At 72.7% G+C, this 20,813-nt stretch carries 17 protein-coding genes; 10 read left to right on the top strand and 7 right to left on the bottom strand.

Annotated features, from left to right (window positions below; all coding sequences use genetic code 11):
• Nucleotides 1–44: 44 nt before the first annotated feature.
• On the bottom strand, nucleotides 45–263 hold the full coding sequence (locus tag AERO9AM_RS10240; RefSeq protein ID WP_159576041.1) for a hypothetical protein: 219 nt from the start codon (nucleotides 261–263) through the stop codon (nucleotides 45–47).
• An 85-nt stretch (nucleotides 264–348) separates the two neighbouring features.
• Here AERO9AM_RS10240 and AERO9AM_RS10235 point away from each other — a divergent pair, with 85 nt between their 5' ends.
• Both AERO9AM_RS10235 and AERO9AM_RS10230 read left to right on the top strand, forming a co-directional pair.
• Nucleotides 349–1,365, top strand: a complete 1,017-nt coding sequence (locus AERO9AM_RS10235; RefSeq protein ID WP_159576040.1) for a helix-turn-helix domain-containing protein — start codon at nucleotides 349–351, stop codon at nucleotides 1,363–1,365.
• 66 nt (nucleotides 1,366–1,431) lie between these two features.
• Entirely contained in the window at nucleotides 1,432–2,502 is a 1,071-nt protein-coding gene (locus AERO9AM_RS10230) for a flavin-containing monooxygenase (RefSeq protein WP_159576039.1), read from the top strand.
• A 16-nt stretch (nucleotides 2,503–2,518) separates the two neighbouring features.
• Here the strand turns inward: AERO9AM_RS10230 and AERO9AM_RS10225 are convergent, their stop codons facing one another.
• Entirely contained in the window at nucleotides 2,519–3,808 is a 1,290-nt protein-coding gene (locus tag AERO9AM_RS10225) for a threonine/serine exporter family protein (protein ID WP_159576038.1), read from the bottom strand.
• A 41-nt stretch (nucleotides 3,809–3,849) separates the two neighbouring features.
• On the opposite strand from AERO9AM_RS10225, the gene AERO9AM_RS10220 reads away from it, so the two are divergent.
• The gene (locus AERO9AM_RS10220) at nucleotides 3,850–5,064 is read left to right on the top strand and encodes a glycoside hydrolase family 3 N-terminal domain-containing protein (protein WP_236602572.1); all 1,215 of its coding nucleotides are present in this window, start codon (nucleotides 3,850–3,852) and stop codon (nucleotides 5,062–5,064) included.
• Between the two features lie 96 nt (nucleotides 5,065–5,160).
• Here the strand turns inward: AERO9AM_RS10220 and AERO9AM_RS10215 are convergent, their stop codons facing one another.
• On the bottom strand, nucleotides 5,161–6,099 hold the full coding sequence (locus tag AERO9AM_RS10215; protein ID WP_159576037.1) for a 3-methyladenine DNA glycosylase: 939 nt from the start codon (nucleotides 6,097–6,099) through the stop codon (nucleotides 5,161–5,163).
• On the bottom strand, nucleotides 6,096–7,142 hold the full coding sequence (locus AERO9AM_RS10210) for an App1 family protein (protein WP_159576036.1): 1,047 nt from the start codon (nucleotides 7,140–7,142) through the stop codon (nucleotides 6,096–6,098). Before AERO9AM_RS10210 ends, AERO9AM_RS10215 begins: the two co-directional genes overlap by 4 nt.
• Before the next feature lie 124 nt (nucleotides 7,143–7,266).
• Here AERO9AM_RS10210 and leuS point away from each other — a divergent pair, with 124 nt between their 5' ends.
• Nucleotides 7,267–9,858, top strand: coding sequence for a leucine--tRNA ligase (leuS, locus tag AERO9AM_RS10205; protein WP_159576035.1), 2,592 nt, complete (start codon nucleotides 7,267–7,269; stop codon nucleotides 9,856–9,858).
• Nucleotides 9,859–9,901: 43 nt separating this feature from the next.
• Nucleotides 9,902–11,641, top strand: a complete 1,740-nt coding sequence (locus AERO9AM_RS10200; RefSeq protein ID WP_236602700.1) for a GDSL-type esterase/lipase family protein — start codon at nucleotides 9,902–9,904, stop codon at nucleotides 11,639–11,641.
• Between the two features lie 30 nt (nucleotides 11,642–11,671).
• Here the strand turns inward: AERO9AM_RS10200 and AERO9AM_RS10195 are convergent, their stop codons facing one another.
• Nucleotides 11,672–12,274, bottom strand: a complete 603-nt coding sequence (locus AERO9AM_RS10195) for an HD domain-containing protein (protein WP_159576033.1) — start codon at nucleotides 12,272–12,274, stop codon at nucleotides 11,672–11,674.
• 194 nt (nucleotides 12,275–12,468) lie between these two features.
• On the opposite strand from AERO9AM_RS10195, the gene AERO9AM_RS10190 reads away from it, so the two are divergent.
• The 3 genes from AERO9AM_RS10190 to holA are packed head-to-tail and all read left to right on the top strand — an operon-like array spanning nucleotide 12,469 to nucleotide 16,744.
• A complete protein-coding gene (locus tag AERO9AM_RS10190; RefSeq protein WP_236602571.1) occupies nucleotides 12,469–13,116 on the top strand; it encodes a ComEA family DNA-binding protein in 648 nt (215 codons plus the stop codon).
• Nucleotides 13,113–15,653 carry a ComEC/Rec2 family competence protein gene (locus AERO9AM_RS10185; RefSeq protein WP_236602570.1) on the top strand — a complete coding sequence of 847 codons (2,541 nt, stop codon included), beginning with the start codon at nucleotides 13,113–13,115 and terminating at the stop codon, nucleotides 15,651–15,653. Before AERO9AM_RS10190 ends, AERO9AM_RS10185 begins: the two co-directional genes overlap by 4 nt.
• A 29-nt stretch (nucleotides 15,654–15,682) precedes the next feature.
• Nucleotides 15,683–16,744 carry a DNA polymerase III subunit delta gene (gene holA, locus AERO9AM_RS10180; RefSeq protein WP_159576032.1) on the top strand — a complete coding sequence of 354 codons (1,062 nt, stop codon included), beginning with the start codon at nucleotides 15,683–15,685 and terminating at the stop codon, nucleotides 16,742–16,744.
• 200 nt (nucleotides 16,745–16,944) lie between these two features.
• On the opposite strand, the gene rpsT is transcribed toward holA, so the two are convergent.
• Nucleotides 16,945–17,205: a 30S ribosomal protein S20 gene (gene rpsT, locus AERO9AM_RS10175; RefSeq protein ID WP_159576031.1), complete on the bottom strand. Its 261-nt coding sequence runs from the start codon at nucleotides 17,203–17,205 to the stop codon at nucleotides 16,945–16,947.
• 236 nt (nucleotides 17,206–17,441) lie between these two features.
• Here rpsT and AERO9AM_RS10170 point away from each other — a divergent pair, with 236 nt between their 5' ends.
• Together AERO9AM_RS10170 and AERO9AM_RS10165 are read left to right on the top strand one after the other, a co-directional pair.
• Entirely contained in the window at nucleotides 17,442–18,785 is a 1,344-nt protein-coding gene (locus tag AERO9AM_RS10170; RefSeq protein ID WP_159576030.1) for a GH1 family beta-glucosidase, read from the top strand.
• Entirely contained in the window at nucleotides 18,782–20,071 is a 1,290-nt protein-coding gene (locus AERO9AM_RS10165; RefSeq protein ID WP_236602569.1) for an MFS transporter, read from the top strand. Before AERO9AM_RS10170 ends, AERO9AM_RS10165 begins: the two co-directional genes overlap by 4 nt.
• Here the strand turns inward: AERO9AM_RS10165 and AERO9AM_RS10160 are convergent.
• The gene (locus AERO9AM_RS10160) at nucleotides 20,022–20,738 is read right to left on the bottom strand and encodes an alpha/beta fold hydrolase (RefSeq protein ID WP_159576029.1); all 717 of its coding nucleotides are present in this window, start codon (nucleotides 20,736–20,738) and stop codon (nucleotides 20,022–20,024) included. The two genes, AERO9AM_RS10165 and AERO9AM_RS10160, sit on opposite strands and share 50 nt — an antisense overlap.
• Nucleotides 20,739–20,813: the final 75 nt, after the last annotated feature.

Below are 20,813 nucleotides of genomic sequence, written 5' to 3'. Positions count from 1 at the left end.
AGTGGCGTTTATGCGCGATTAACGCGCATAAACAATCATTGGCCTCACCAGTCGCTGCGGTCCCGCGCTGCTTCCAGATCGCGCAGGGCGCGGACGTCGTCGCGCGTCGCGACGCCGCCTCGCTGCAGGATCGAGCGGGGGAGCCAGGCGGGGAGCGTGAGCCGTACGCGAAGGGCGCGCGGGTGGTCCGAGGTGGAGCGCCGGGTCGTTCCGGCGGTGCGGGTGAGGCGGAAGGAGGGCTGGGAAGCGGTGGTCTCTGTCATGGCATTAAAGCTACGAACGTGCATTTACTGCCACCAGATGGCGGAAAGCCTTTCCTCATAAAGATTCAGCCATTACGCTGTGACCATGCTCCGCAGCATCGCCCTTCCCGTGATCGATGGCCTCGCCGTGTTCGAGTTCGGACTCCTGACCGAGGTGTTCGGGCTCGATCGCAGCGTCTATTCCGATGTCCCGGCGTTCGACTTCCGCGTCTGCGGCCTCGAGCCCGGCCGGCCCGTGACCACGCAGGTGGGCGCGCAGGTGGTGCCCGAGCACGGGTTCGAGGCGATGGAGACCGCGGACCTGATCGCGGTGCCCGCCGCCCGGGTCCGGCCTGCCGAGGAGTATCCGGCGGAGCTGCTCGACGCGATCAGGCGCGCATCCGACCGCGGCGCGATCCTGCTCAGCGCGTGCTCCGGCGCGTTCATCCTCGGAGCGGCGGGCTTGCTCGACGGCCGTCCGTGCACGACGCACTGGCGCTACGCCGAGGAGCTGCAGCGGCGCTATCCGACGGCACGCGTGGACCCCGATGTGCTGTTCATCGACGACGGCGAGCTCATCACCAGCGCCGGGACCGCCGCGGGCATCGATGCGAGCCTGCACCTCGTGCGCCGGGAACTGGGGAGCGCGACGGCGAACGTCATCGCCCGGAACATGGTCGTCCCGCCACAGCGCGACGGCGGACAGCGGCAGTACATCGAGCGCCCCGTGCCCCGGGTGTCCTCCGATGCCCTCGGCGACGTGCTCGCGCACATGAACGATCACCTCGCCGAGCCGCACTCGGTGGCGTCGCTCGCCCGGCGCGCGCACATGTCCAGTCGCACCTTCGCGCGGCGGTTCGTGGCCGAGACGGGCGTCACGCCGATGCAGTGGCTCGCGTCGCAGCGGGTGCTGCAGGCGCGGCTGGCGCTGGAGACGACCGATGCGACGATCGAGGAGATCGCGGTGTCCTGCGGCTTCGGCAGCGCCACCCTCTTCCGGCACCACTTCACTCGCGAGGTCGGCATCGCCCCGAGCGCCTATCGCCGGTCGTACGCCTGCGACGCACCGTTCCCGGACCCGGATCCGGCCGCGTCGCGCGGCGAGCTGCTTGCGACGCACTAGCGCCTGGGCTCGCGCCCGCACGCGCCCCGCGGGAACAGCGCGCGCGGTCGTGACGTTGCACTGGCGGTGGACATCCTCGACAGCATCGTGATCGGCGCCGGCCAGGCGGGGCTCTCGACCTCGTACCACCTGCGCCGGCTCGGCATCCCGCACGCGGTGCTGGACGCGGACGACGCACCGGGCGGCGCCTGGCGGCATCGCTGGGACGCGCTCACGATGCAGGACGTGCACGGCGTCGCGGAGCTTCCCGGGGCCGTGCCGCCTCCGCGCACCACGGAGCGGGCCAACCGCGCCGTGCCGGCGTACTTCTCCGCCTACGAGAGGGCGCACGACCTCCCGGTGCTGCGCCCCGTGCACGTGGACCGCGTGACCGATGACGACGGGATCCTGGTGGTGCACGCCGCGGAGGGCACGTGGCGGTCGCGCACGCTGGTGAACGCCACGGGCACCTGGACGCATCCGTTCCTGCCGCACTACCCGGGCATGGAGACGTTCCTCGGCGAGCAGTTCCACACCGTCGACTACCCCGGGCCGGAGCGCTTCCGGGGCAAGCGCGTGCTCGTCGTCGGCGGCGGCGCGTCGGCCGTGCAGTTCCTGGGAGCGCTCGCCCCGATCACGGACGTGCTGTGGGCGACCCGCCGGCCGCCGGTCTGGCGCACGGACGACTTCACCCCCGAGGCGGGCGCCGCCGCGGTGGCGCTTGTGGAGCAGCGCGTCGCCCAGGGGCTCGCGCCCCAGAGCGTGGTGAGCGTCACGGGCCTCATGCTGCGGCCGCAGGAGCAGGAGGCCGCCCGGCTCGGCGTCTACGACGCCCGGCGGCCGATGTTCCAGCGCATCGAGCCCGACGGCGTGCGCTGGGCGGACGGCTCCTTCGAGCATGTGGACGCGATCCTGTGGGCCACCGGCTTCCGTCCCGCGATCGCGCACCTCGCCCCGCTGCACCTGCGCAGCGAGCGCGGCGGGATCCAGCTCGATCACGGCGGTCGGGGCACTACCGCGGTGAAGGATCCGCGGATCCAGCTGGTCGGCTACGGTCCTTCCGCCAGCACGATCGGGGCGAATCGCGCCGGACGCACCGCAGCCCGCGGCGTGCGGCAGTTCCTCGCCCGCGCGCCGATCGCCGCCGACGTGCGGTGAGGGTGCGTCGGTCCGCTCAGCGGATGATGTGGATCGAGCCCGTCGCGGTCGAGGGCGCCACCGGGCGCGTGATCCGCAGCAGGTCGGCGAGGAGCGCGCCGACCTTCGTGCCGATGCACAGGCTGATGAAGATCATCGGCGCAGCGGCGAGCGCGGCCGCGTCGAAGGAGGCGAGCGCGACCAGACCGACCGTCCCGGGCACCAGCAGCAGGAACGCCGGCTGGAACGACACCGTCGCGGGCATCGCCAGCGTCATCCGCTCCAGCACGCGGGCGGCGAGGAAGAGCAGGCCCGCCGTGATCCCGGTGGCGACGGTGCTGCCGGTGAAGGGGCTCAGCAGCATGAGCGCCGCATAGGTGCAGATCATCACGATCACGGTGGCGATCGTGAGCCGGAAGCCGGATCCGAAACTCAGCCCGATCCCGATCGCGAGCACCACGACGCCGATCCAGCTCCAGGCGAGCGGCGGCACCGCCTCCCAGCCGCCGTGCCCGGTGACGAGCGAGGTCTCGCCGACGAGCGCGGCGGAGTGCGGATCGACGCGGAGCCCCGTCGCGGCGGCGCCGGTGAAGATCCCGGCCGCCATGAACGTGAGCATGATGAGGCCGTAGACGAGCCGCGAGGCCCCGGTCACGATATCGGCCGCGGTGAGCTCGAGCAGCGCGTTCGTGATGAGCGCCCCGGGCACCAGCAGCGCCACCGGCGCGCACACGGCGAACAGCGGCACCGCGCCGAAGTCGAGTCGGTCGGCCACCACCCCGACGACGAGGGTCGAGATCAGCGACGCCACGAACGGCACCACGGCGGCCGCTGCCCGGATCCGCTCGGTGATGAGCACGATCGACGCGACGAGCGCGCCCACGAGCATCGCGAGCAGGACGGCCCACCAGGGGCACCGGAACAGCACCGCGAGCCCTGCGGACAGCAGGGCGCCGCCGAGCGCCGTCTGCAGCACGGGGTGGCGGCGCTCGAGACCGCGGATGTGCGCCACGTGCCCTGGCACCTGGTCGAGGGTGACGCGTCCCGCCTCGAGCCGCCGGGCGAGCCGCGAGGCGTGCGCGGTCTGCCGGAACGTGAGCGCCGGGCCGCCGCCGGCTGCGATGGTGGTCGCCCGCGGCACGCCGGGGCGGCTCACGAAGACATGCTCGGGGAGCACGGCGAACGCCAGCTCGGTGCCCGGGACGACCGCGTCGCGGGCGCGTTCGAGGGTGCCGCGCACGTCGGTCACCGACACGCCGGCGTCGAGCAGCAGCGCGCCGAGATCGCCGAGGGCGACATCCGGCGAGACGGGATCGGAAGGGGACATCACAGAGATCGTAGAACCTGCGTCGACCTAGGCTGGAACGCATGCGGTCGCGAGCGAGCAGGGCGCACGACGCGCGCCGGGTGATCCGACGCGTGTCCGCGGCGACCGCGGCCCTCGCCGCGCTGCTCCTCGCCACGGCGTGCGCGCCCTCGGGAGACGCTGCGGGGAAGTCTCCCACCGGCCGGCCCAGCGCGTCACCGACTCCGACAGTGACGGCGACCGCGCCCCCGACGCTCGCGGAGCGGACCCGGCGGATCGTCGAGCGCATGGACGTCCCGCAGCAGGCGGCCTGCGTGGTGATGGGCAACGCTCCCGGTACGGATCCCGCGGCGCTGCACGCCATGATGACCGGCGGCTTCGGCGGGTTCATCCTGATGGCCGGGAACATCCCGCCCACGTCCGACGGTCTGCGCGCCGTGACCACCGCCCTGACCGTCGACCCCGAGCTGCCGCCGCTCATCGCGACCGACGAGGAGGGCGGCGATGTGACGCGTCTGCCCTGGGACACCGGGCCCGGCGCCGACGTGCTGAAGTCCGAGCCGCCGAGTGCCGCCGAGGCCGCGTTCGCCACCCGCGGGAAGCTGCTCGCCGATGCGGGCGTCACGGTGAACTTCGGGATCGTCGCCGACGTGGCGCAGGGGCCCGGCTCCTTCATCTACTCCCGCTCGTTCGGTACGGATCCGGCCGCGGCGGCCGAGCGCGTCGACGCGGCCGTGCGCGGGGAGGCGTCGGCGGTGCGCAGCACCCTCAAGCACTTCCCGGGCCACGGCGCCGCGGAGGGGGATTCGCACCACACCATTCCGGCGACGACGATGGATCTGGAGACCTGGCGTGCGCAGGTGGCGCCGCCGTTCCTGGCCGGGATCCGGGCCGGAGCGCCGCTCGTGATGATGGGGCACCTCGCCTACACCGCCGTCGACGCCCAGCCGGCGTCGCTCTCGCCTACGTGGCACCGGATTCTGCGCGAAGACCTGGGGTTCCGCGGCGTCATCGTCACCGACGACCTCGACATGCTCGTCGACTCCGGCGACCCCGCCTACGCGGACGAGGTGGCCGACGCCGTGCGTTCGGTCGCGGCGGGCAGTGATCTCGTGCTCGCGCTCGACGGCGCGGGACCCGGCACCGCGCAACGGATCGCGGACGGCCTCGCCGCCGCCGTGCAGAGCGGCACGCTGCCGAGGGATCGCCTCGCCGAGGCGGCTTCCCGGGTGGTCGCGCTGCGTCTGCAGATCGCCGATCAGCTCGCCGGGCGCTGAATCCGGGGTGCTGAGCGCGGCCGGGCGCTGAACGTCCTTCGTCTCGCCCGCGGCTCGCTCAGGAACCGGAGGATCGCTCAGCAGCCGGAGGGACGCTCAGGAACCGGAGGGTCGCTCAGGAACCGGGAGCCCTGCGGATCCCAGCCAGGCGTCGAGGATCCGCGCGCGCAGCGCGTTCCCGCGCTCGGCGAAATCGCGCTGCCGGCGCACGTACTCGGCCTTGCCCTCGGCGGTCTCGATCCGCACCGGCTCGACGCCCCAGTCCGACAGGTCGTAGGGCGCCGCCTCCATGTCCAGGACGCGGATGTCGCGCGCGAGCTCGAACGCGTCCAGCAGCAGCTCGCCCGGCACCAGCGGGCCGAGCTTCATCGCCCACTTGTACACATCCATCCCTGCGTGCAGGCACCCGGGCTGCTCCAGCTCGGGCTGGGTCTCACGGGTCGGGGCGAGGCGGTTGCGCGGCACCGCGTCCGGCGTGAAGAACCGGAACGCGTCGATGTGCGTGCAGCGCAGTTCGCCCTGCTCGACCACGGCATCCGTGCCGGCCTGGCCGAGTCGCAGCGGCACCTCGTGGCGGTGCTCCGGCGTGCGGTACACCATGGCCCACTCGTGCAGCCCGAAGCAGCCGAACTGCCCGGGGCGCGCCGCGGTGCGGGCGAGCATCGCGTGCACGAGCCGTGCGAGCTCGGGCTTGTCCGCCTGGTACCCGGCCGCATCGGGTGCGTAGGCGTCGCGACCCGGTGCAGGGGAGTACCAGCGCCATGCCGCCCGCTCCGGCGCGTCCTCGAGGACGACACCCGCTCCGGGGTGCCAGCGGCGCAGCTGACCCGGCTTGTACCCGTAGTAGGTGAAGAGGAAGTCGTGCACCGGATGCTTCTCCCGGCGGGCCTGCCTGGCACGGCGCTCCGCGGTCAGCGCGTCCGCGCGTGCGGCATGCGCTTCGGCGCGCGCCGTCCATGCGGCGCGGTCGAGGCGCGCAGGGGGAGGCCCCGCCACCGCGTCGGGGCGGACGGGCGCGTCGGCGGCCTGGATCATGGCTCGGCGCGGACGACGCCGACCTCGATGAGCTCGTCGAGGATGCCGGCGCCGTCCTCGGCGCTCACCCAGGGGGCGAGGTCATCGGCCTCGGGCTGCTCGCCGTCGGCGCGGGCGGCGGCGCGGCGGCCGGCGAGCACGCCCTCAGCGGGGAGCAGGCGACGGATCGCGACTGCGGCGACGTTGTCCGGGTGCTCGATGAGGAACTGCCCGTAGATCGCCTCGTCATGCTGGCCGTCGTCGCCGATGAGGAGCCAGCGCACATTCGGGAACTCCTCGGCGAGACGCTCGAGGTTCTGCAGCTTGTGCTCGCGACCGCTGCGGAACCAGCGCTCGTGGGTGGGCCCCCAGTCGGTGAGCAGCATGGACCCGGCGGGGAACAGATGCCGGGAGAGGAACCGGTTCAGCGTCGGCGCCACGTTCCAGGCGCCCGTGGAGAGGTAGATCATGGGGGAGCCCGGGTTGTCCCGCATGAGCCGCTCCAGCAGCACCGCCATGCCGGGCACCGGGGTGCGGGCGTGCTCGTCGACGACGAACGAGTTCCACGCGGCGATCAGCGGGCGCGGCAGTGCGGTCACCATGACGGTGTCGTCGACGTCGGAGACCACGCCGAAGCGCACGTCCTCCGCCACGACGAACACGCGGGCGGGGGTGGGCTCCTGGCCCTCGACGGTCATCGTCACCTGCTGCCACCCGGCGTCGAGCTCGGCCTCGATGCGGCAGTCGATGACGCCGCCGCGGTCGGCCGCGACCTCGTGCGTGCGCCCGGCGACGGTGATCGTCACCGTCGCGAAGCTCACCGGGATCCCGACGAAGCTGCGCCAGCCGCGCACGCTCGCGTCCTTGCCGCCGCGGCGGCTCTTGGGCAGGATCAGGACCCGTCCGACGACCCGGATCCACCCGGGGCCGCCGTAGCCGGGGAACGGCACGACCGTCGCGCTGCGGCCGCGCCGGCGGGCACGTCGTTCGCGCCAGGAGTGGAAGCGATGCTCCAGGCGGGCGAACCAGTGGATCCGCACGGGCGCGGACGAGGAGGAAGGCATAGGGACTCCAGTCTCCCATGTCCGGCCCGGATGCTCACCCCGGCCCGACCCGGGATGCGCCACGGCCTGGGATAATCTGTAGGTTGCCCTGTTTCCGGGCGTTCTTCTCCCCCTGCTGCAGAGAATGGTCGTCGCGTTGTCTGAGAACCCGTCCCACACCCCGTCGAATGAGGACTCGCCGTCGGTGCACGAGCTGCTCCAGGACAAGTGGCAGGCCTACTGGGCGGAGAACGAGACGTTCAAGGCCGGCGGCAGCGAGGATGTGCGGCCGCGCAAGTACGTGCTGGCGATGTTCCCGTATCCCTCGGGCGACCTGCACATGGGGCACGCCGAGAACTACCTGTACTCGGACATCGTCGCGCGCTTCTGGCGGCACCGGGGGCACAACGTGCTGAACCCGATCGGCTGGGACTCGTTCGGCCTGCCCGCGGAGAACGCCGCGATCCGCCGCGGGGCGGATCCGCGGGAGTGGACCTACCAGAACATCGCTCAGCAGAAGGCGAGCTTCAAGACCTACGGGGTGTCATTCGACTGGAGCCGCGAGCTGCACACCTCCGATGAGGAGTACTACCGCTGGAACCAGTGGCTGTTCCTGAAGCTCTACGAGCGTGGGCTGGCCTATCGCAAGAAGAGCCCGGTGAACTGGTGCCCGAACGACCAGACCGTGCTGGCGAACGAGCAGGTCGTCGACGGCCGCTGCGAGCGCTGCGGCGCCGAGGTCGTGAAGAAGAACCTGACGCAGTGGTACTTCCGGATCACCGACTACGCCGACCGGCTGCTGGACGATCTGAACCAGCTCGAGGGGTTCTGGCCGCACAAGGTGCTGCAGATGCAGCGCAACTGGATCGGCCGCTCTGTCGGCGCCGACGTCGACTTCGAGATCGAGGGCCGCGAGGGCGTCGTCACGGTGTTCTCGACGCGTCCGGACACGCTGCACGGCGCGACCTTCATGGTCGTGGCGCCGGACTCCGACCTGGCGGCCGAGCTGGCCGCGGGGGCGAGCGAGGACGTCCGCAGGCGGTTCGCGGAGTACCTGACCCAGGTGCAGAAGACGAGCGAGATCGACCGCCAGTCGGCCGATCGCCCGAAGACCGGCGTGTTCCTGGACCGGTACGCGATCAACCCCGTCAACGGCGAGCGCCTGCCGATCTGGGCCGCCGACTACGTGCTGGCCGACTACGGCCACGGCGCGGTCATGGCCGTGCCCGCGCACGATCAGCGCGACCTGGACTTCGCGCGCGCCTTCGACCTGCCGGTGAAGGTGGTCGTGGACACGACCGCTCCGATCACCGGCGCCCTGCCCGTGATCGAGGTGGACGAGGACGGCGTGCCGATCGAGCCCGCGGAGTCGCTGGACGACCAGCACCCGGCGAAGACCGGCATCGCCCTGACCGGTGACGGCCGCATGATCAACTCGGGCGAGCTGAACGGGCTGTCCAAGCGCAACGCGATCGCGCGCGCGATCGAGCAGCTGGAGGCGGCCGGCAAGGGCCGTGCGGCGAAGAACTACCGCCTGCGCGACTGGCTGATCTCCCGGCAGCGCTTCTGGGGCACGCCGATCCCGATGCTGCACACGCAGGACGGCGAGATCGTGCCGGTGCCGGAGGACCAGCTGCCGGTGCGCCTGCCCAGCGTCGAGGGCCTGGACCTGTCCCCGAAGGGGACCAGCCCGCTGGGTGCGGCCGAGTCGTGGGTGCGCACGGTCGACCCCGCCACGGGCGAGCCGGCTCTGCGCGACCCCGACACGATGGACACGTTCGTGGACAGCTCGTGGTACTTCCTGCGCTTCCTGTCGCCCGACAGCGACAGCGTCGCCTTCGACGTCGCCGAGGCGCGGCGCTGGGCGCCGATCGATTCGTACATCGGCGGCGTCGAGCACGCGATCCTGCACCTGCTGTATGCGCGGTTCATCACCAAGGTGCTGTTCGACATGGGCCTGATCGACTTCACCGAGCCGTTCTCCAGCCTGATCAACCAGGGCATGGTGATCCTCGACGGCGCCAAGATGTCCAAGAGCAAGGGCAACCTGGTGCTGTTCCAGGAGGAGCTGGACGCCTACGGCGCCGACGCGCTGCGCGTCGCCCTGGCGTTCGCCGGCCCGGTGGAGGACGACAAGGACTGGAAGGACGTCTCCACCACCGGTGCGCAGAAGTTCCTCGCCCGCGCGCTGCGCGTCGCGCACGACGTGGCGAGCCCGGTCGACGTGGTCTTCGACGGCGGCGACGCGGCCCTGCGCCGGGTCACGCACCACCTGCTGGCCGACGCGCCGGCGCTGGTCGAGCAGACGAAGTTCAACGTGCTGGTGGCGCGCCTGATGGAGCTGGTGAACGCGATCCGCAAGACGATCGACTCTGGATCCGGCGCTTCCGACCCCGCCGTGCGCGAGGCCGCCGAGACCGTCGCGGTGATGCTGGATCTCGTCGCACCGCACACGGCCGAGGAGATGTGGGAGGTGCTCGGGCATGAGCCGTCCGTCGGCCTCGTCACCTGGCGTCAGGCGGATCCGCTGCTGCTGGTCGAGGACACCGCCACCTGCGCCGTGCAGGTGAACGGCAAGGTGCGCGCCACCCTCGAGGTCCCCGCCAAGATCGGCGAGGCCGACCTGGAGGCGCTCGCCCGTGCCGACGAGAAGGTGCAGCGTGCGCTGGACGGCAAAGAGATCGTGCGGGTGATCGTGCGCGCTCCGAAGATCGTCAACTTCGCCGTCAAGGGCTGAGTCCGTGCGCTCCGGGGGGAAAGGAGCGCGCGCCCTCAGGGTGATGAGGCGCCTGCTCGGCACGGTCGCGGTGGTCGCGGCGCTGGCCGGCGCCGGCGTGCTGCTCGCGTGGCAGCTGCCGCGGCCGATCAGCGAGACCAGCGCGATCGGCGCGCTGTGGCATCGGCACAGCGACGAGCTGGGCGCTGCATGGAACCCGGAGGCCTGCGCGGGCGGCGTCTGCGTGCAGGACTACCGTCGCGGCTCGATCTACGCCGGCGACAGCGGCTCGGCGCACATCGTGCGCGACGACGCGGTGGGCGAGGCGTTCCGCGAGCGGGGCGGAGTCGCGGCGCTGGGGCTGCCGATCGCGGAGGAGAGCGGATCCGCCGACCGGCCCTGGCAGGCGTTCCAGCGGGCCGGGATCTTCTCGGACGGCGGTGGGACCGCGCTCGTGCGCGGCCCCTTCTGGCAGTCGTGGCTGCGGTACTCCCAGGAACGCGGGGGGCTCGGCTTCCCGAAGACCGCGGAGCACGCCGACCGGCGGGGCACGCGGGTGCAGGAGTTCGTGAACGGCGTCGTCTACCTGCGGGACGGGAAGGCCGTGCCCACGATCTCGGACATCGCGTCCGCGCACCGCCGCACCGGTGGGGCGTTCGGCCCCCTCGGCTATCCGAAGTCCACCCAGCGCGCCGTCGGCGATCGTCTGGTGCAGGCGTTCGACGGCGGCGAGGTGTGGTGGTCCGGCGGCACGGGGGCGGTCTCGGTGCAGTCGCCGTTCCTCACCGCCTATCGTGAGCGCGGCGGGGTGGGCGGCGCGCTCGGCCTGCCGACGGCCGAGGCGTCCCGGGTGGCGGGCGGCTCGATGCAGCCGTTCCAGGGCGGCGTGCTCTACCGGTCCGACAGCGACGGCGCGATCCGCGCGACCTCGTCGGGCGACATCCAGACCCGCTACGAGGAGCTCGGCGGCCCCGAGGGCGAGCTCGGCCTGCCCGCGGGGGAGAAGGTCGACGTGCCCGGCGGCCGCTATCAGAGCTTCGCCGGCGGGGTGCTGCTCTGGCACGAGGGAGCCGGGGTGTTCCGGATGGATGCCGGCAATTTCGCCGTGTGGGCGGCGGATCCGGGGCGGTTCGGGTGGCCGGTCAAGGACTCGTGGACCGACGACCGCGGCGCGCATCAGGACTGGCAGAAGGCGCAGACGGTGCTGCGCGAGGGACGCCTGCTCGCGGTTCCGCAGACCCCGGTCGACGCGTCCACGGCCGTGCTCCTGTGCGATTCGCAGTGCGACGGCGATTCGTGGATCGAGCAGGGGGCGCGCGGCGCGGGCTTCCCGAACATCGTGAAGCTCGGATTCGGCGGATCCGGGTACCTGGCTCCCATCCGCGGGCTCGGAGCCGGATTCGCGGAGAGCGTCGCGAGCAACCGTCTCCTGCTGCCGGACGGGGATCCTGGAGTCGTGATCGTCACGCTCGGCGGCAACGACGCCGCGCAGCAGCGCGCCACCGTCGAGGTCGCAGCCGCCGAGGAGCAGTTGATCGGGGCGCTGCGCACGATCTATCCGCACGCGGCGATCGTCGTGGACGGTGTGATGAGCCGCAACGATGCCGCCCACGCGGCCCGGCGTGCGATGGACGCCGCGGTGACCGAGCGGGCGCGGCGGCTCGGCGTCCACGCCATCTCGGTCGCCGGGTGGGTCAGCGACTACGCCGCGCCCCAGGCGGACAACGTGCACCTGACGCCCGCGGGCCACGACAGGATCGGGCCGCACTACGCCGACGCGCTGCGCGCCGCGCTGGGGCGCTGACCGGGCGACGTCGCAGGGCCTCGGATCCGGTCAGAGCCGCTCGAGGGGGTTGGCCGCGAGCTTGCCGATCAGCCCGCCGTCGACGAGGCGTCGGGCGTGGCTGTGCGGCTTGCGCTCGGACTGCGCCTGCACGCAGGTGCCGAACTCGTCAGCCAGATCGAGGCGAGGGAAAGCGGTGAGCACCTCCTGGCGGAAGGCGAGGGGGATCTCCTCGTCGCGCCGCCCCGAGATGTCGAGTCCGGTCGCGATCTCCAGCAGATAGCCCTCGACGTCCAGCGCCGGATCCACGGACGGCCAGTTGTGACGCACGATGACCTCGTTGACGCGCCGCCGACGCTCGGCCGGCCAGCCGGCGCCCGCGGCCAGCGCCTCGCCGACGAAGCCGCCGGCCTCCTCGTATCCGAGCACGTGGTTGTCGTACTCGGGAGCGAGCCCGATGTCGTGCAGGAGCGCGGCCGTGTAAAGGAGTTCGTGGTCGATGCCGGAGCGGCCCTCGATCAGCGCGAAGGCTTCGGCCCACAGCCAGCTGCGCTGCACGTGGTGGGCCAGCGCCGGGGAGTGGAACTGAGCGACCAGTTCACGGGCGCCGCGGGTGGCGGCGGTGTCGGGCGGGAGGAAGTCGTTCAGGCGCATGGTCGCTCCGGTCGGGAGTGGGGATCGAGATCAGGCTATCCGGTGCAGCGGGTCGTCCTGCGCGGGCGCAGGGCGTACGGTGCGTGCGGTCATCATGCAGGGGGTCGGCCTCCACACCGATCCGGCGCAGGACGTTGCGCACGGGTTCCGGGGGAGGCCCGGATCCGGCTGTCTGCGCCGCCTAACGTCGGCGTGTGAGCGAGCAGGTGGAGTCCGAGAGCCCGGCGCCGGTGGCGCGCCCACCGCGGCGGCTGCGCCTCGGGCTGGGCGCCGCGGTGGTGGTGGCGCTGGCCGCCGTGTCGGTGACGGTGGGCATCGGGCTGCTGACCCGTTCCACGGGCACGGCGGAGATCCCCGTGAGCCCGGAGCCGAGCGCCGGCGCGTCCCGGATCTCGGCGGGGAGCGTCTACGTGCACGTGCTCGGTGAGGTCGCCAAGCCCGGGTTGTACGTGCTCGACGACGGCGCGCGGGTCGCCGAGGCGCTGGCGGCCGCGGGAGGCACCTTGCCGTCGGCCGATCTGACCGCGGTGAACCTCGCGCGAGCCGTCACGGACGGCGAGCAGATCGCCGTGCCCGCCGCCGGCGCTGCCCCGGCAGCCGGTGCGGAGCCCGGAGGAGGGGCGGGAACGGCTACCGGGGGCACGGCTGAGGCGCTCATCGACCTGAACACAGCCGACGCAGCGACGCTCGAGGAGCTGCCGCGGGTCGGTCCGGCGCTCGCGCAGCGCATCATCGAGTGGCGTACGACGAACGGACGCTTCACCAGCGTCGACGATCTGCTCGGGGTATCCGGGATCGGGGAGAAGATGCTGGCCGGGATCCGCGACAAGGTGCGGGTGTGAGCGCCGCCCCGCAGAACGCCCGAGTGGCGGCCGAGCGCCGCCGTCAGACATCCGGCCTGCCTGCGCCCGCGCCGCGTCGACGGCTGCGCGACGTGCGGATGGTGCCGGTCGCGGTCACCGCGTGGGCGGTGGCGCTGGTCGTCTGCTTCGCACCGCAGGCGGCCCCTGCGGTGATCGCCGCGGCGGTGCTCGGCGCGGTTCTCGCGGTCGCCGTGCACGCGCGCGGTCTCGTCCACGGGCCGGGGATCCGCGGGGGCGTGACAGGCGGGCCGACCGCCGGCTCGCGCTCGCCGGATGGCATGGGGATCGCGGCCGTGGCCCGGGCCGCGCCCCTGCTGGTCGTCTGCCTCGCGGTTGCCACGGGCATCGCCCTGTCCGCGGCGTGGGCGGAGCCGTCGCGGGAGCGCGCCGGAGCGCTCGCGGACCATGTGGTGACGGCCGAGGTCGGGGTCCGCTCACTGCCTTCGATCGGCGCGGATGGGCGGCTCTGGGCCGACGCCGACGCCATCCGCCTGGGGCCGCGGGGCCACCCGGAAGCTCTCTCCGTGCCGGTGCGGATCGGCGTGCCGCCGGACGACCGCTCGGGAACCCTCGGCCCGGGGACCGTGCTCCGGTTCGCGGCGCAGGTGAAGGGCACCGACGCCGGCGAGCGCGCCGCGGTCGTGCTGTTCGCGCAGGGGAGCGTGACGCAGGTGTCCCGTGGCGGGCCGGTCGAGGCGATCGCCGGGGACGTCCGGGCGGCGTTCATCGCCCGTACTCAGCGCCTCCCGGAACCCGGATCGGAGCTGCTGCCCGGGCTCGCGGTGGGGGACGTCCGTGCCGTGAGCGACGAGCTCGACACGGCCATGAAGGCGAGCGGCCTGTCGCACCTGACCGCGGTGAGCGGCAGCAACCTGGCACTCGTCGCGGCGGCCGCGTTCGGGATCGTCGCACTCTGCAGCGGCGGCCGAGCCCTGCGCATCCTGGTCGCGGCGCTCGCGCTGGCCGGTTTCGTGGTGCTGGTGACGCCGCAGCCGAGCGTGATCCGGGCGGCGGCGATGGCGGGCGTCGCGATGGCGGCGCTGCTGCTCGGGCGCCCGCGCGCCGGGCTGTCGGTGCTGCTGCTCGCCGTGACGGTGCTGCTGCTCGCGGATCCGCACCTCGCGGCGGCGCCCGGGTTCGCGCTGTCCGCCGCGGCGACGGCGGGACTCATCGTGCTCGCGCCGCCGCTGGCCGCCGGACTCGTCCGGTGGCTGCCCGGTCCTGTCGCGCTCGCCGTCGCGGTGCCGTTGTCGGCCCAGCTCGCCTGCGGGCCGATCATCGCGCTGTTCGCCGCGCAGCAGTCCCTGGTGTCGGTCGTGGCGAACCTTCTGGCGGAGCCTGCGTCGCCGATCGCGACCGTGCTCGGACTGCTCGCCTGCCTCGCCATGCCGATCCCGCCGCTCGCCGACCTCTTCGCGGCAGCGGCCTGGCTGCCCTCCGCGTGGATCGCACAGACGGCCGTGGTCACCGCTGGGCTTCCGTTCGCGACGGTCGCGGCGCCGGCGGGGATCGTCACGGCGCTCGTCGTGGCGGTGCTCAGCGCGGCCGTGTTCTGGGCGATCGTGCCGCGCCCACCGCTGCGGAGTCCGTGGCGCGCGATCCTCGGCGGGTTGCTCGCGGCGCTGCTCGGCACCGGCGCGGGGTGGGGGATCGTCGCAGGCCCCGCGGCGCTCCTGCAGAGGCCGTCGGACTGGGGGATCGCGATGTGCGACGTCGGCCAGGGCGACGCCGTGGTGGTGCGCAGCGCGGGCCGCACCCTGCTGATCGACACGGGGCCCGAGCCCGAGCCGCTGCGGCGCTGTCTCGCCGAGCTCGGCATCGGCCGGCTGGACGTGCTCGTGCTCACGCACTTCGATCACGATCATGCCGGCGCGTCCGACGTGCTCGTGGGCCGTGCCGATGTGGTGTTGCACGGGCCGGTGGACACGGCCGCGCATCAGCATCAGCTCGACCGGCTCGCGCGCGGGGGAGCACACATCACGAGGGCGTCGGCGGGCATGACCGGCCGGCTGGGGGAAGCGGACTGGCGGGTGCTCTGGCCTCGCCGGGACGAGAAGGTGTTCCCACCCGGCAACGACGCCAGCGTCATCCTCGAGGTCGCCGGAGGGGGAGTGCCGCGGTCGCTGTTCCTCGCCGATCTGTCCGCCGCCTCGCAGGGGATGCTGCGGCGGATCGCGCATCCGCGGCACGTCGCGGTCGTGAAGGTCGCCCATCACGGCAGCGCGGACCAGGATGCGCAGCTGTACGCGGATCTGGATCCGGCGCTCGCCCTGATCTCCGTCGGCGCCGGCAACGACTACGGGCATCCGCGCGCGGTGACCCTGGACATGCTGCGGGCCCTTCGCGTGCCCGTCCTGCGCACCGACCAGCGCGGGACGATCCTGGTGTCGCTCGGCGAGGTGGGGCTGCGGGTGTGGGCCGCACGACCTCCTCCGGCTGAGGTCCCGGGACCCGCGCCCTCCGCGACGGTCGAGACCCCGGGACCGGCGCCCTCGGCGACGGCGAGAGCGCCGTGAACGTCCGCCGCCGCCGGTACGCTGGAGGCATGCCTGCACCGCGCTCGTCCTCCGCCGCACGACGCGGGGGCAAGGCGACGAACATCCCGCAGGTGTCCTGGCGCGAGCCCCGGCCGGCGCCGATCGTGCTCGTGTCCGGGCCGGAGGAGATCTGCGCCGAGCGGGCGATCGCTGGCGTGCGCGCCTATCTGCGCGCCGAGGATCCGGCGCTCGAGGTCAGCGACCTGCGGGCGGACGACTACGAGTCGGGGAGCCTGCTGGCCCTCGCGTCGCCCTCGCTGTTCGGCGAGCCGCGCCTGCTGCGCATCTCCGGCGTGGAGCGCTGCACCGACGCGTTCCTCGCCGAGGCCGTCGCCTACCTGGAGCACCCGCAGGAGGGGGCCACCGTCGTGCTGCGGCACACGGGGGCGACCGTGCGCGGCAAGAAGCTGCTCGACGCGGTCCGCGCCGGCACCGGCGGAGGGATCGAGATCGCCTGCCCGGCCATCAAGCGCGACGACGAGAAGGCCGACTTCGTGGCGGGCGAGTTCCGCGCTGCGGGACGGAGGGTCGCTCCGCAGGCCTTGCGCGCCCTGGTCTCCGCCTTCTCCGACGACATCACCGAGCTCGCCGCGGCGTGCCAGCAGCTCATCACCGACGTGCAGGGCGACGTCACCCCGGAGCTCGTGGAGCGCTACTACGGCGGCCGCGTCGAGGTGTCCGCCTTCGTCGTCGCCGACACCGCCATCGCCGGCCGCCTCGGGGAGGCGCTCGTGGCACTCCGGCACGCGCTCGCATCCGGGGCGGATCCGGTGCCGATGGTGGCCGCGTTCGCGATGAAGCTGCGGTCGATGGCGCGCGTCGCCGGATCCCGGGAATCGAACGCGGCCCTCGCCGCCCGGCTCGGCATGAAGGACTGGCAGGTCGACCGTGCCCGCCGCGACCTCAGAGGCTGGAACGAGCGCACGCTCGGCCTCGCCATCCAGGCCACCGCTCGCGCGGACGCCGACGTCAAGGGAGCCGCCCGCGACCCGATCTTCGCGCTGGAGCGCATGATCACCGTGATCGCGACGCGGGCCCCTTACGGCGAGGCGCCCGCCGGGGCGCGCTGAGCGCATCCGCCGACGCCGTCGCGTGAGCTGCGCCACACGGGGCGCTGAATGCTGCGCTGTCTGGGGCGCGAACGACCCCTCCGGGCGGGAACGACGCCGCCTCGCCGACGACGCGCCGCCTCGGTCATGAATCGCGCCGCCTGGGGCGGAAACGACGAAGGCCCGCCCCAGACGGGACGGGCCTTCGGAAGAGTTCCGGCTCAGAGAGCGGCGACCTGCTTCGCGATCGACGACTTGCGGTTCGCGGCCTGGTTCGCGTGGATGACACCCTTGCTGACAGCCTTGTCGAGCTTCTTCGACGCCGTCTTCAGGGCGGCCTCGGCGGCAGCCTTGTCGCCACCGGCGATCGCCTTGCGGGTGTTGCGGACGGCGGTCTTGAGCTCGCTCTTGACGGCCTTGTTGCGCTCGTGCGCCTTCTCGTTGGTCTTGTTGCGCTTGATCTGCGACTTGATGTTCGCCACGGATGGAAACCTTCGTTCGAGTGATGGATGGTTGTGCCGGCCTGGCGGTAGAGGGGCGCCTCCGGCGGCGTGCAAGGGTGGGACCTGACACGCAAGCCAATCACCGATCTTATCAGGGATCCGTCCGGACTCCGAACCGGCGGATCGCGGTCGGAGCGCGTGGATCCGTGGCGCGTCGCGTGCACCCCGGCGCACCGCGATGGTGCATGCTGGCGGAGGACCCGAAGGAGCCGTCCATGCCCGTATCCGCCGCCCCGCTGGACCGTGCGCTGCTGCGCCGGCTGGGATTCTCCGCCGCGACCGCGGCGTTCCAGATCGAGGGGGCGAGAGACGAGGACGGCAGGTCCCGATCCATCTGGGACGACTTCGTCGACGTACCGGGGCGCGTGCGCGACGGCGCGACGGCGGATCCCGGCCCCGACAGCTACCACCGCGCCGCCGAGGACGTCGCACTGCTCGCGCACCTCGGCGTCGACCAGTACCGGTTCTCGCTCTCCTGGGTGCGGGTGCTGCCGGAGGGGCGCCCCAACCCGCAGGGGCTCGCGTACTACGACCGTCTCGTCGACCGTCTCCTCGACGCGGGCATCACACCGACGCCGACGCTGTACCACTGGGATCTGCCGTCCCGCCTGGAGGCGACGGGCGGCTGGCTGAGCCGCGGCACGGCGGAGCGGTTCGCGGAGTACGTCGAGGTCGTGGCCGACGCGCTCGGCGACCGGGTGCGATCGTGGTACACGATCAACGAGCCCGTCTCCACGACGCTGCAGGGCTACGCGATCGGCGAGCTCGCGCCGGGACGCGCGCTGCTCTTCGACGCCCTGCCGACCGTGCACCATCAGCTGCTCGCCCACGGCTACGCGCTCCGGATCCTGCGCGGTCGCGGCGCGACCCAGGTCGGCATCGTCAACAACCACACGCAGGTGCTGCCGGCGTCCACGTCGGACGCCGATCTGCAGGCGGCGTATCTGTACGACCTGCTGCACAACCGGCTGTTCGCGGATCCCGTGCTGCTCGGCCGGTATCCGGACCTCGAACCGCTCGGCGTCACCCTCCCGGTGCAGGACGGCGACCTCGCCCTGATCGGCGCCCGGAGCGACCTCTACGGCGTCAACTACTACAACCCGACGACGGTGGCGTCCGCGGAGGGACCCGTGCCGTTCGAGGTGGTGCCCACGCCGGGAGCGCCGGTGACCGGGTTCGGTCCGCTGTGGCCGATCGTGCCCGAGGCGCTCACCGACTTCCTCGTCGACGCGAAGGAGCGCTACGCCGATGCGCTGCCGCCCGTGGTGATCGCGGAGAACGGGGCGTCCTTTCCCGAGCCGGACCACGTCGACGGTCCGCTCGACGACGCCGGTCGCATCGGCTACCTGCACGGGCACCTCGCCGCCGTGCTCGACGCGATGCGAGCCGGGGTGCGCGTCGACGCGTACACGGTGTGGTCGCTGCTGGACAACTTCGAGTGGGCGGAGGGATATACGCAGCGCTTCGGGCTCGTGCACGTCGACATGGCCACGGGACAGCGCACCCCCAAGGCCTCGTACTCCTGGTATCGCTCACTCATCGAGGAGGCCCGGTCGTGACCGCACCCGCAGGATCCGTCGCCGGCGCTCCGAGGCGGGTGGGCCCGCTCTGGATGACGCTGTTCACGCTCGCGTGGCTGGCGATCTGGACGGTCCAGCTCACCCCGATCCAGCTGCTGCTGCCCTTGCAGCTGGACACGAACAGTCAGGGGGAGGACTGGATCCAGGGTGTCGTCTGGGCGGGCGTCGTGCTCTCCGTCGGCGGGCTGGTCGGCATCATCGCCGCGCCCGTGTCCGGGCGCTGGTCGGACCGCACCCGTTCCCGATGGGGCCGCCGACGTCCCTGGGCGATCGCCGGCTCCCTGGTGGCGGCGGCGGGACTGGTGCTCACGGGATTCGCGACCGGTCCGGTCGCGGTGGGCGGAGCGTGGATCGTGGTGTCGGTCGGCGTGTCGGTGGCGATGGCGGCGCTCACGGCGATGATCGCGGATCAGCTCAGCAGTCAGCGCGGATCCGCTTCGGCCGCGGCGAGCTCCGCCCAGGCCGTGGGGATCGTCGTCGGCGTGGGCGCCGTCGTGCTGCTCGGCCTCGACATCTGGCCGGCGTACCTGCTGCTGGCCGCGGTCATCGCGATCATCGGAGTGGGCACCGCTGTACTGCTCCCGGACGCCCCCGCGCACGAGCTTCCGCCGGCGCCGCCGCATGCGGCTGCACGCCGTGCCTCCTGGCGCGACCGCGACTTCCTCTGGCTGCTGGTCAGCCGCCTCGTCGTGAACATCGGAAACGCCTTCGGCACTTCGCTGCTGCTGTTCTTCCTGCTGTACGGCGTGTCGGTGCCGTCAGCCGACGCGGAGAGCGATCTGCTGCTGCTCATCGTGATCTACACGGTGTTCGTCGTGGTCGCATCGATCGTGGCAGGCATGGTGTCCGACCGCGCGTCGGGAAACCCGCTGCGCCAGCGCCGCACGCTCACCGCGCTCTCGGCGGTCGTGCAGGCGGTCTCCGGCATCGTCATCCTGATCAGCCCATCCCTGCTGATGACCTCGATCGCGGCGGCGATCATGGGCGCGGGCTATGGCGCCTACATGGCGGTGAGTCTCGCGTTCGCGACCGATCTGCTCACGGATCCGGACGACCACGCTCGTGACCTCGGCCTCGTGAACGTGTCGGCGCAGCTCGGTCAGCTCCTCGGACCGCTGCTGGGGGCAGGGCTCGTCGCGCTCGTCGGCGGGTTCTGGCTGCTGTTCGGCGCGGCGGCGCTGCTGTCGGTGGTCGGCGCCGCGATGACCTATGCGGTCAGGACGCGGTCTCCAGGGTCGCCAGCGCCAGTTCCAGCACCGCGTTGAACACTTGCGGGCGCATCGCGGTGACGAGGTGCGTGGTCCGCGGCACGACGATGAACTCGGCGTCGGGCGCAAGCCGGCGGTAGAGGGTCTCGTGGGTGCGGAGCTGGTCGAACTGCCCGTTCACGAACCACGTCGGCACGGTGATGCGCGGCACCGCCGACAGCAGATCGAGCGCGGACAGCGCGCGCAGGGCCTCGTCCTGTGCGGCCATCGCGTATCCGCCGGCGCCGAAGTCGTCGCGCGTCGAGGCGGGCAGCGTGATGTCGAGCACCCGCCGGCTCAGCCACAGCCCCCGGTCCGGCATCGCGTTGAGCGCACCCGCGAGGACGCGATAGGCGGCGAGTCCGGCGCCGCGGGGGAGTGCGGTGCACGACGCGCCGATCAGACCGGCGATCGGGGGCGGCTCCTCAGCGCCGGCGTACGCGGTGCAGAGCAGGCCGCCCATCGAATGCCCCACCAGCAGCACCGTGCCGTCGGCGCTGCGCACCGCGTCGTCGATCGTGCGCATCGCCTCGGCGAGGGTGAACCGCTCGTCCATGCGCGTGCCGTGCCCGGGCAGATCCACTGCCACCGAGGAGGTTCCCCGTGTCGCCAGGTACTCCTGCTGCGCGCGCCACATTGTCGCCGAGGTGCGGATCCCGTGCACGAACACCACGGAGACGGTCATGCGTCGAGTCTAGGAAGCCGCTCCGCAGACGCGAAAGCGGGGCCGGTGGCGAACCACCGACCCCGCTCCGGAAAC

Origin of the sequence: Microbacterium sp. 8M (assembly GCF_902506375.1) — a bacterium.
Classification (GTDB): Bacteria; Actinomycetota; Actinomycetes; order Actinomycetales; family Microbacteriaceae; genus Microbacterium.
This window is presented reverse-complemented; position numbering and strand designations above follow the sequence as displayed.